A 9,755-nucleotide genomic window follows, 5' to 3' on the forward strand; every position below is an offset into this window, starting at 1 on the left:
CGCCCAAGGCTGCCGCCGCACCCGCGCAGCCCAAAGCCTCGCCCGCGGCGATTGCGGCGGCCAAGGAGATTCTGCAGATCAAGAACGCCACCGCGATGTACGCGGGCGCCGTGCCTGGTCTCGTCGAGAAGACCAAGATCGCGCTGACCCAGCAGAACCTCAATTACCAGAAGGACCTCAACGAGGTCGCCCCGATCGTCGCCCAGCAGCTCAACGGCCGCCAGAACGAGATCGGCGATGGCATGGCGCAGATCTATGCCAGCGAGTTCACCGAGCAGGAGCTGAAGGACCTCGTGGCCTTCTACAAGTCGCCGCTGGGCAAGAAGCTGATCGACGCCGAGCCGCGCGCCATCGGGCTCAGCATGGCCTTCATGAATTCCTGGGCCCAGAACTTCGCCGAGACCGTGATGGGGGCCTTCCGCGCCGAGATGCGCAAGCGTGGCAAGGAGATCTGATCGATCCTATCTGATCGGTAGTTTCTGAAAGAGGTCGGAGTGGACAATGGCTGAATTCGACGTCGACCTCTTCGTCATCGGCGGCGGCTCGGGCGGCGTGCGTGCCGCCCGCATCGCGGCCGGATACGGCGCCCGCGTGACGATCGCGGAAGAGTACCGCATGGGCGGCACCTGCGTGATCCGCGGCTGCGTGCCGAAGAAGCTGTTCGTGATCGGCTCGCATTTCCGTCACGAACTCGAGGACGCCGCCGGTTTCGGCTGGACCGTTCCGCCCGCCAGCTTCGACTGGGCGACGCTGATCGCCAACAAGGACAAGGAGATCGCGCGGCTGGAGGCGGCCTATACCGCCAATGTCGAGAAGTCGGGCGCGCAGATCGTCAAGAGCCGCGCGGTGATCGAAGACAAGCACACCGTCCGTCTGCTCGAAAACGACCGCAAGATCACCGCGAGATACATCCTGATCGCCACCGGCGGCGCGCCCAACCACGGCGCCTCGATCCCCGGCATCGAGCACGTGATCTCCTCCAACGAGGCGTTCCACCTGAAAAAGCTGCCGCGACGGATCGTGATCCAGGGTGGCGGCTACATCGCGCTGGAATTCGCCGGCATCTTCGCCGGCTTCGGCTCCGACGTCACCGTGATCTATCGCGGCGACAACATCCTTCGCGGTTTTGACGAGGATGTTCGGACTCACGTTCGTGCCGAGATGGAGAAGCAGGGCATCACCATTCTCACCGGCTGCACGGTGAGCAAGGTCGACCGCCATGGCGAGGAATTCACCACGCATCTGTCGAACGGATCGAGCCTCGCCTCCGACCAGGTGATGTTCGCGATCGGTCGCCACCCGGCGGTGGCCAATCTCGGGCTGGAGAAGGCCGATGTTGCCATCAACCCGGGCAACGGCGGCATCGCGGTCGACCATTTCTCCAGGAGCTCGGTCGACAGCATCTATGCGATCGGCGACGTCACCCATCGCTTCAACCTGACGCCCGTCGCCATCCGCGAGGGCCACGCCTTCGCCGACACCGTGTTCGGCAAGCGCGAGGTCAGGGTCGATCACGCCAACATTCCGACCGCGGTGTTCTCGCAGCCGGAGGTCGGCGCCGTCGGTTTGACGGAAACCGAGGCGCGCGCGCAATTCAGCCATGTCGACATCTACAAGACCTCATTCCGCCCGATCAAGGCGACGATGTCCGGCCGCGACACCCGCGTGCTGATGAAGCTCGTCGTCGACGGCGCGACCGATCGCGTGCTCGGCTGCCATATCGTCGGCGATGCCGCCGCCGAGATCACGCAAGTCGTCGCGATCGCGGTGAAGATGAAGGCGACCAAGGCCGATTTCGACGCGACGATCGCGCTGCATCCAACCGCGGCCGAAGAGCTCGTGACCATGCGCACGCCGACCGCGCGCCACGTGCGCCAGGCCGCGGAGTAGGCCTAAGGTTCGCCTCACTCGGGTTCGGTGATCTTGCCCTTGCCTTCGCAGACCTGGCATTTGACCGGGTAGACTTTGCGGCCCGGCGCAGCCGCCTCCAGGGACAGAGGAAAGCCCGTTCCGCTGCACGCCGGGCAGGTCCGCTCTTTGATTTTCGGGGCCATGGTCGTTCCTTTCCGACAGCTTCATACATCTCAAATCAATGCAGCGTTTCTGCCGCGGCTTCGTCGATTGCGGCCATCAAGTCGGCCGTATCCGACTGTTGGATCATATGACCTGCGCTCGCGACGCGCCGCATCTTGCTGTGCCTGATTTCCTCATGGAGGCGACCGGACTGTTCGTCGATGTCGATGAGGCGATCCTGCTCGCCGGCGAGGATGGTGACCGGCATGGCCAGTTCGCCATAGGTCTTCGCCGACAGAATTGCGGCAGGGACCATCAACGCGGCCTCGGCCGCGGCGGCACGAAGCTGCGATGGACGCACGGCCAGTGACTTCGGAAAGCCATCGAATTTTTGCGGGACGGATCGTGGCCCGAACAGTTGCCGGAGCATTGACGGCCACATCAGGCGACTGACGATCGGGGAAATCGTGTGGCTGAGGATATCGCCGAATCCAGGTATCGCCGGCCCCGCCATCGCCATCATCGCGTCGGTGCGGGCCGTCGGGAAATAGTACCCCGACGCCAAGATCAACGCCTCGACCATCGAAGGGTGCCTGCCTGCCAAGGCAATCGCGACCGACGCCCCCCAGGAATGCCCGAGCACGATCGCCTTTTCGACGCCAAGGTGCGCTAGCGCATCCCTGAAGAGGTCGGCCTGCGCCGCAGGGGTCCATGCGACGTTTCGGGGCCTCAGGCTGTGGCCGAATCCCGGACGATCGAACACGATGACGCGATAGTCCTTGGCGGCAAGATCGATCAGACCACTCGATTCGAAATCCTGGATCATGCTGCCATTGCCGTGAAGCAAGACCAACGGGCGGCCCGAACCGCGCTCCACATAGTGCAAGCGAACACCGTCGATGTCGATGAAGCGTCCCTGCGGCGGGTTCTCGCGTTGAGCCTTGTCGGCCAGCTTTCGATTGACGACCGCAGCCGTGGCCATCAAGGCGACTGTCGCGGCAATCGCGGACGCTACCGGATTTTCTGCAAGAACGCGAAGGCTCGTGGCCGCCAAGCTTGGCGAACGTCTCTTAAGTATGCGCATCTGAGAACTTTCGGTGAAGATCACTGGATGAGAAGAAAGGGAGCGTACGCCGTTGGCCTGATCTTAGGGACGCATGCATCCATGGGCAGACGCAACAGGAGAGGCCGCGATATGTTCCTAATTCCTGCGGGATTGGTACGGGAGTAAGCTGTCACTCAAGCGGAAGCCCCGCAGGATCATCGCTCATCGGCGCGTCGAGCGTGTCCGAGCACGGCCAGGCCGGGCGCCGGGAGCGTATTTTCAGCGCCGCGCTCTGGTGAATGGCGATCGAGACCCCACATGCAATGCATCGCTGGCACGATACACGACAGCGCCAGTGGCCGAGAGACGTTACAGCGGCGCGATTCCCGTCGGTCGTGCGCCCTTTGCCCGACAATGCGCGGGCTTGACCGACCTCGACTCTCCCAACGCACCGCAAGGACATTTGTCATGACAGAGAAGCGCAGCCGCATCCGTCAGGCGAGTTCACTTGCCGAGCGTCTTGCGGCCGATGCGGTGAGATTGCGCGAGCAGGCCGCGCGCCTTGAACCCGGTGCGGAGCGAGACGCGCTCTTGAACAAAGCACACCGCAACGCGATGGCCGTCGATATCAATGCCTGCCTGACCTTTCCGGGGCGCCGGGTCCCGGAATAGCCAACGGGACCTTCTGCATTCAACCGTACAAATACCCGACCGGCTTGCCTTCGGTCCGCAGGGGACGCATGTCCTTCCGCGTGATGATCTGGCCGGCGAGACCGTCGATCTCATCGCGCTGCGTCGGTGTCCAGCTGCGGAGGTTGTCGATGCCCTTGAGCAAGCCGAGACGGAGCACCTGCGTGTTCTCGCCGACCGCGACAAGGCTGATCGAGCTCTTCCCCGCGGTCACGACGTCGCCGGCGGCGAGCTCGAAGGTCTCGCCGGCCTTGTTCTTGAACTCGGCCGTGCCGCGAACGACGCGATAGATCACGACCTCGCCCTTGGCGAACGAGGCGGCGTCCGCGGATGCCGATGTGCTCTTCGGCAGAAGCGACCGGCCGCGCGGATCGGTTGCGATGATGTGGCCGGTCACGAGCTGGCCGCTCGGGGCCTCGATGCCGATATCGCGCACGTAAACCGGCAGCGCCGATTTGATCGAGCCGTCCGCGAGCGGCTTGAACAGTGCATCCAGCGCCAGGGGATCCTGAAGCCAGAAGCCGGCATTGGCCGGGCGATCGTGCAGCGGATGGCTCCAGGCTACGCGCGGCGTTTCAGCTTCAACGATCTGATCGGGACCCACGATGGTTGGATTCGGAAAGGTGGTGGGATCGGTGATGAAGGCTTCGAGAAATTTGCCGGAATAGCCCATCGAGATCGGATCCGGCACCACCGTCTGCGGCGTCTTCAGATTCTCTTCGGTCGACAATCCTGACCAGGTGTAGAACAGCTGACGATGCACGATCGCGCTTTGCAGCATCACCGCGCCGGGGCCGACATTGTAGAAGCGTCCGTCATAGTCGAAGGTGAAGGCGCCCGAGGTGACCAGCACGAGCTGAAAGCCGCCGGGTGGCAGATGCAGATGGAAGTCGGTGGGACCGGTGTCGGGACGGTAGATCGGTAGATTGGTCGCGACTTCGTGGAGAAGGAAGGTTTCGTTGTTGGCGTGAAAGCCTTCGTTGGCGCGATTGTAGAGTGCTTGCGGGCGATACGTCGCCTCGAACGTCGCATTCCGGTCGCGATCGATTGCGACGAAGTCCTGGGTGTTGAGGCGAAGCGGCGCGCCATTCGGATGGGTGAGGCCGGTCGTCTTGAGATCGCCCGCAGCATGCACGTTCATGACGTTCTCCGCTCCGCCTCGTTGCCTCGCTGACAACGTCATTGCGAATTCTGGGCCAGTTGGTCTGCGAAGCGGCAGGCGGGGCTGGCGCCGCGATGCGGGCGCAACGGTTCAGAAAAAATCCGGTGGCTGCACGGGAGGTTAGATCGACGGCTTGTTGTGATCGTCGGACGCGTGCCAGGGACGCTCGGCTCAGGGGGCAGCGACGGGAGCTGTCTAATTTGTCGGCAAGCCTCGCCAGCGGGCGTGCAGCGGCGGCGGTGCCCGATCGGTCCGGCGCCTTCGGGATTTAACGATAACGTCGCGTCCCGGCCCGGATGCGATTGACAAAGTGTTCATGCTTTGTTCTTATGCTGCGACCGAGACGGAGGCAGCCATGGACAACCGCATCAACGAAATCCGCAGAACCATCAGAGCGCTCCGCGTCAGCATGCGCGAAGCTGAAGCAATCATGCATGAGCAGATCAACCGTGATGAGGACTGCAGCTTCGTGGCGCAGGAGGTCATGAAGATGCGCCAGGTCATGAGCCTGCTCGCGAAGGAGCGGACTGCGCTCGGCGATCACGAGCCGATCCTCGTGAACAGTTTCTTCATCCCGCGGCGGCGGCCAACGCGAAAACCGGTCGCGGCGCTTACCGCCGAATCCGTGTTCCGTCCGCGTGTGGTGGCGCGGGTTTGACGGGGAGGGCGCCTCAATCAAAAGCGTGAGGCGCGGCCCGATCCGGCTTGCCGGCCGGGCTGTCCGCCCACTTTGCCATGTCCATGGTCCGCGCGTCGACGCCCTCGCACCAGAAGCAATTCGGCCGCGCGCGGCGGTTCTCGGACAGGATCGGGACCAGGCTGTGGCCGCAACCGGCGCACCAGGCGATGTCAGTCATGCATTCCTCTATGGGGTATCAAATCCAGAAATGACGTTCTCGTTCGCGAAGCTTGCGCGGGCGCTATGACGGCGCCGGGGCACCGCGCCCGATGGGCGCGCTCGTTCCTGAGATCGTTGATGTAGCGATCCATCGTGACACGGCTGCGATGTCGTCGCCGTTTTCGCGATAGGCGCGAAGCTGGAATTCCGCCGAGCTGCCGCGATCCACAACGGTCCGGCAGTGCTCGATCTCGGCGGCGCAGCCTAGTGCGTCCGCATCCTCGGCGGTGTCGTCGATGATCCGGGACAGCATCTCCGAAATCGTGACCGGTCCGTCTTTGGAGGCAAAGATGCAATCGGTTCCGTAGCGCTGGGCGCGCCATTTATTCTCCACCGCAATTGCGCGTTCGACCACCGTGACCTCCTTCGACAAATGAGGTCGCAGATGGAGGTGGCGCGTCAGGCAGCGATAGAGCGAAGCGATCGCGACGGCGTCCTCGACCAAGGTGCAGGTGTCGGGCGCACGAAGCTCGAGTGTCGGGTGCCGCATCGAAGGACGCATCGCCCACCAGATGTGGCTCTCGTCGGGTATCACGCCGGAGCGCTGCAAAGCGCCGACATATTCGTCGTAGTCCTGCCTGCTCTCGAACAATTCCGGCAGGCCGGTGCGCGGCAGCTCGGAATAGGCGGCGAGCCGGTAGCCCTTCAGCCCGGTCTTGTGCGAATTCCAGAACGGGGAGGATGCCGACAGCGCGATGAACAGCGGCAGATGCGGCAGCATCGCTCGCATCACCGCCATGCGCTTCTCGGGATCGGGCAACTGGACATGCACATGCATGCCGCACATCATGTTGCGATGGCCGATGCTGCGCAGATCCTCGATCATCTCCTCATAGCGCGGCTTCGGGCTCGGCTGCGACATACGCCAGACCGCTGTCGGATGCGTGCCACAGGCCATGATCACGAACCCATATTGCGCGGCGACGTTCGCGACTTCGCGCCGCAGGAAGCGGAGCTCTTCGCGGGCGTCGTTGACGTCGATGTGAACGTTGGTGGCGACCTCGAGCTGGGATTGCAGCATCTCGCGCATGGCCTGACCGCCGGTCGACCAGTTCGCCGATTCGAACAGCTCGTTGGGAGTCTGGATCGCGACCTCGAAGCTGCGGCGATCAGCCAGGAAGTATTCCTCCTCGATGCCGAAGGAATATTCAGCCGCCTTGCCACCGCCGCCGGCAGAGCGAATGACGAGGTGCTGCTTGTCGTGAGAGGAATCAAGGCGCAGCAGTTTCAAAACGTCCGAACCAAATGCCATTGGGCCACCCGGCGAGGTATTACCTGCGGGCGATAATCCTTCTGACAGTAGCGGGTTCCGCGTCGCACTCACTGGAAATTGCAAGGTCGAAGGGAACAATCTTCACGCTTTCGGATGCGCGCGCGATCAACGCGTGATTCGGCGGCACTTCGGTCCAGTCCGATTCCTTGTCGAAGGGTTCGGACACGACGATGACTTGGCCGCCGTCCTCGCGGAAATAGAGTGTGTTCGCGGCGTCGTTGACCGCAACACGGAAGGCGTAGAGATCCCTGCCGTTGGCGATCGCACTGGTGAAGCGCAGCCGTTCGCGGAGCTGGCCTTCATTGACCAGCCCGACGAGGGCTTGCAGCACGCGCCGCGTCGCGCCGAGCGGGTCGCCGTCGAGGCCAGCCCCCATCATCGCCAGGAACACGGCTTCCGAATCGGTCGTGCCCAGCCGCGATGGATAAAAAGCATCGGGGATCAGCGCCTCGACCTTGCGCCGCAGCCGATTCCAGCTCCCGACGAATCCGTTGTGCATGAACATCCAGTGGCCGCAGGCAAAGGGATGGCAATTCTGCCGCGTCACCGCCGTGCCGGTGGCTGCGCGCACATGGGCAAAGAACAAATGCGAGCGCAGATGGCGGCAGAGATAACGCAGGTTCTCGTCCGACCACGCCGGGCGCGTCTCGCGATAAAGGCCCGGTTCCGGATGCTCGCCGTACCAGCCCAGACCAAAGCCGTCACCGTTCGAGCCCGCCGTCGACTGAAGCGAGCGGATGCTCTGCGCGACCAGAGAATGCTCGGGTTCGGTGACGTAAGGTTCGAACGAGGTGGTCTCGCCTCGGTATGCGATCCAGCGGCACATGAGGTTCCTGAAGACGGCGGATGGGTCGTGAGTTGCTCTAACCGACGTGCCGCCCTCGTGGTTCCCGGCGCGAAGCAGTGATCACGACCAGAGCGACTTCGGTGTTAAGATGCGGGACGTCGAGATCGGAGACCGAGATGAACGATCAAGCCATATTGGCCGCGCTTCAGCGCCATTGGGACGTCTCGGACGCCAATGATTTCGAGGCCGAGCATGACATCTATCGCGACGATGCGGTGCTCGATTATCCGCAGTCCGGCGAGCGCATCCGCGGTCGCAGGAACATTCAGGAGAGCCGGTTGGTGCAGCCGAACCAGAAACGCTTCACGGTTCGACGGATCGTTGGCGGCGGCGGTCTCTGGGTGAGCGAATTCGTGCTGAGCTATGACGGGGTGCCGTCGTATGTTGTGAGCATCATGGAATTCCGCGACGGATTGGTGGCGCACGAGACGCAATATTTCGGCGATCGGTTCGATCCTGCGCCGTCGCGGGCGCATCTGGTCGAGCCTCGCACGACTGCTTAACCAAACTCGCCAACATGGAACCGATGCGGCGGCTGGTCGCAGTCGTGCCGCCTTGATTCCGACAGACCCACCTCTATTTCTGGAGCGAACAAGAATCCGGGCCCCTCTGGCGAGGACGCCGACGATGTCGGCAAACCTCGTGATGTCGGATGACCTGTCCCGCGCGAATGCGATGGATTGGCCGATCGTCGGGCCCCTGTTCGTTCTCTCCGACCATTCGTCCCCATCGCAGCTCCGTGCGGCCATTTCGCAAGTTAAGGGAGCAACGATGTCTGCCGTCAAATCCTCAAATCCGATCGAGATCGAGATTACGGAACCGTCCAGCCTGAACGAACAGGCCGCGGTCGCGTTGGTGATCGTCGGGGCGCTGGTTGCAGTTGCCGACCGGCGCGTTTCGCCGGTCGAGCGCGACGAGGTGATCCGTTTCATCAGGGATCGCAAGCTGGCGCCGCACATTCCGGATGAACGACTCTATGCGATATTCGATGAACTCGCCGAACGGCTCGAGGAGCCGGACTTTGCCAATGTCGTGATCGACACGCTTCGGCCGGTTTCGAATCTGCCGCTCTCGTCCCATCTGATGGAGCTGTCGGAGCGCGTTGCTGCGGCGGATCAGGACGTCCATCCCCATGAAGTGCAGGCGATCAAATTGTTGCGCTTGCTGACGCTGGTGCTGCCGCGCGCGAAGCCGGTCGTGCCGAGTGAAGCGGGCGCCGAACGGCAGGCCGCCTTGAAGGAGTAAGCATGAGCACAGTTTCGGACGAGCGCGCGACGAAAACCGAGGGCACCACCGGCCAGATGGCCGGCGGTGACCCGCGCCTCGACAAGCTCGTCCACCGCCTGCCGCCGCGCATGGGCGACACCTTCACCTATCTGCTCAAGCCGTCCAGTCGCTGGGTGAGAATCCCCTCGGGCACGCTGCTGATCGTCGGCGGCGTGCTTTCCTTCTTGCCGATTCTCGGCGTCTGGATGCTGCCGCTCGGCCTCGCGCTGCTTGCCGAGGACGTGCCTGCGCTGCGCTCCTCACGTTCGAAGGTCCTGGATTGGATCGAGCGGAAGAAGCCGCAATGGCTCGAGCCGTCTGCACCGAAAAATGATCAATCATGACTGAATTCATCACCTCCGACGCCCTGACCGCGCTGGTTCAGGTCATCCTGATCGACCTTGTGCTCGCCGGCGACAACGCCGTCGTCATCGGTCTCGCCGCGGCGGGGTTGCCGGCCGAGCAGCGTCGCCGTGCCATCATCGTCGGCATCGCCGCCGCTACTGCGCTCCGCATCGTCTTCGCCGGCGTCGCGACCCAGCTCCTGCAGGTGATCGGCCT

General features: G+C 63.2%; 14 protein-coding genes. 8 read left to right on the top strand and 6 right to left on the bottom strand.

Features of this window, described 5'->3' with window-relative positions; genetic code table 11:
* Both MOV74_RS20970 and gor read left to right on the top strand, forming a co-directional pair.
* Nucleotides 1-455: DUF2059 domain-containing protein (locus tag MOV74_RS20970; RefSeq protein WP_246926229.1), on the top strand; the 455-nt coding region annotated here is incomplete at its 5' end.
* Nucleotides 456-501: 46 nt separating this feature from the next.
* On the top strand, nucleotides 502-1,890 hold the full coding sequence (gor, locus tag MOV74_RS20975; protein ID WP_246926230.1) for a glutathione-disulfide reductase: 1,389 nt from the start codon (nucleotides 502-504) through the stop codon (nucleotides 1,888-1,890).
* 14 nt (nucleotides 1,891-1,904) lie between these two features.
* Here gor and MOV74_RS20980 read toward each other — a convergent pair whose 3' ends face one another.
* Nucleotides 1,905-2,054, bottom strand: a complete 150-nt coding sequence (locus MOV74_RS20980) for a hypothetical protein (protein WP_246926231.1) — start codon at nucleotides 2,052-2,054, stop codon at nucleotides 1,905-1,907.
* Nucleotides 2,055-2,089: 35 nt separating this feature from the next.
* Nucleotides 2,090-3,097, bottom strand: coding sequence for an alpha/beta fold hydrolase (locus tag MOV74_RS20985; RefSeq protein WP_246926250.1), 1,008 nt, complete (start codon nucleotides 3,095-3,097; stop codon nucleotides 2,090-2,092).
* Between the two features lie 429 nt (nucleotides 3,098-3,526).
* Here MOV74_RS20985 and MOV74_RS20990 point away from each other — a divergent pair, with 429 nt between their 5' ends.
* A complete protein-coding gene (locus MOV74_RS20990; RefSeq protein ID WP_246926233.1) occupies nucleotides 3,527-3,730 on the top strand; it encodes a hypothetical protein in 204 nt (67 codons plus the stop codon).
* 19 nt (nucleotides 3,731-3,749) lie between these two features.
* Here the strand turns inward: MOV74_RS20990 and MOV74_RS20995 are convergent, their stop codons facing one another.
* Complete coding sequence (locus tag MOV74_RS20995; RefSeq protein ID WP_246926235.1) at nucleotides 3,750-4,889, bottom strand: glucuronate isomerase; 1,140 nt, start codon at nucleotides 4,887-4,889, stop codon at nucleotides 3,750-3,752.
* A gap of 376 nt (nucleotides 4,890-5,265) precedes the next feature.
* Here MOV74_RS20995 and MOV74_RS21000 point away from each other — a divergent pair, with 376 nt between their 5' ends.
* Complete coding sequence (locus tag MOV74_RS21000; protein ID WP_246926236.1) at nucleotides 5,266-5,568, top strand: hypothetical protein; 303 nt, start codon at nucleotides 5,266-5,268, stop codon at nucleotides 5,566-5,568.
* A 13-nt stretch (nucleotides 5,569-5,581) separates the two neighbouring features.
* On the opposite strand, the gene MOV74_RS21005 is transcribed toward MOV74_RS21000, so the two are convergent.
* From MOV74_RS21005 to MOV74_RS21015, 3 genes are all read right to left on the bottom strand, one after another.
* The gene (locus MOV74_RS21005; protein ID WP_246926238.1) at nucleotides 5,582-5,767 is read right to left on the bottom strand and encodes a hypothetical protein; all 186 of its coding nucleotides are present in this window, start codon (nucleotides 5,765-5,767) and stop codon (nucleotides 5,582-5,584) included.
* Between the two features lie 63 nt (nucleotides 5,768-5,830).
* On the bottom strand, nucleotides 5,831-7,060 hold the full coding sequence (locus tag MOV74_RS21010; RefSeq protein ID WP_246926240.1) for a carboxylate-amine ligase: 1,230 nt from the start codon (nucleotides 7,058-7,060) through the stop codon (nucleotides 5,831-5,833).
* Nucleotides 7,061-7,079: 19 nt separating this feature from the next.
* Nucleotides 7,080-7,907 carry a class II glutamine amidotransferase gene (locus MOV74_RS21015; protein ID WP_246926244.1) on the bottom strand — a complete coding sequence of 276 codons (828 nt, stop codon included), beginning with the start codon at nucleotides 7,905-7,907 and terminating at the stop codon, nucleotides 7,080-7,082.
* A 137-nt stretch (nucleotides 7,908-8,044) separates the two neighbouring features.
* Here MOV74_RS21015 and MOV74_RS21020 point away from each other — a divergent pair, with 137 nt between their 5' ends.
* From MOV74_RS21020 to MOV74_RS21035, 4 genes are all read left to right on the top strand, one after another.
* Complete coding sequence (locus MOV74_RS21020; RefSeq protein WP_246926245.1) at nucleotides 8,045-8,431, top strand: nuclear transport factor 2 family protein; 387 nt, start codon at nucleotides 8,045-8,047, stop codon at nucleotides 8,429-8,431.
* 268 nt (nucleotides 8,432-8,699) lie between these two features.
* The gene (locus MOV74_RS21025) at nucleotides 8,700-9,173 is read left to right on the top strand and encodes a TerB family tellurite resistance protein (RefSeq protein WP_246926247.1); all 474 of its coding nucleotides are present in this window, start codon (nucleotides 8,700-8,702) and stop codon (nucleotides 9,171-9,173) included.
* Between the two features lie 2 nt (nucleotides 9,174-9,175).
* The gene (locus tag MOV74_RS21030) at nucleotides 9,176-9,538 is read left to right on the top strand and encodes a hypothetical protein (RefSeq protein WP_246926249.1); all 363 of its coding nucleotides are present in this window, start codon (nucleotides 9,176-9,178) and stop codon (nucleotides 9,536-9,538) included.
* Nucleotides 9,535-9,755 (top strand): TerC family protein (locus MOV74_RS21035; protein ID WP_404979156.1); only part of this gene is annotated, 221 nt, incomplete at its 3' end. The genes MOV74_RS21030 and MOV74_RS21035, both read left to right, overlap by 4 nt.

The organism is Bradyrhizobium sp. SHOUNA76 (assembly GCF_023006445.1).
GTDB lineage: Bacteria > Pseudomonadota > Alphaproteobacteria > Rhizobiales > Xanthobacteraceae > Bradyrhizobium.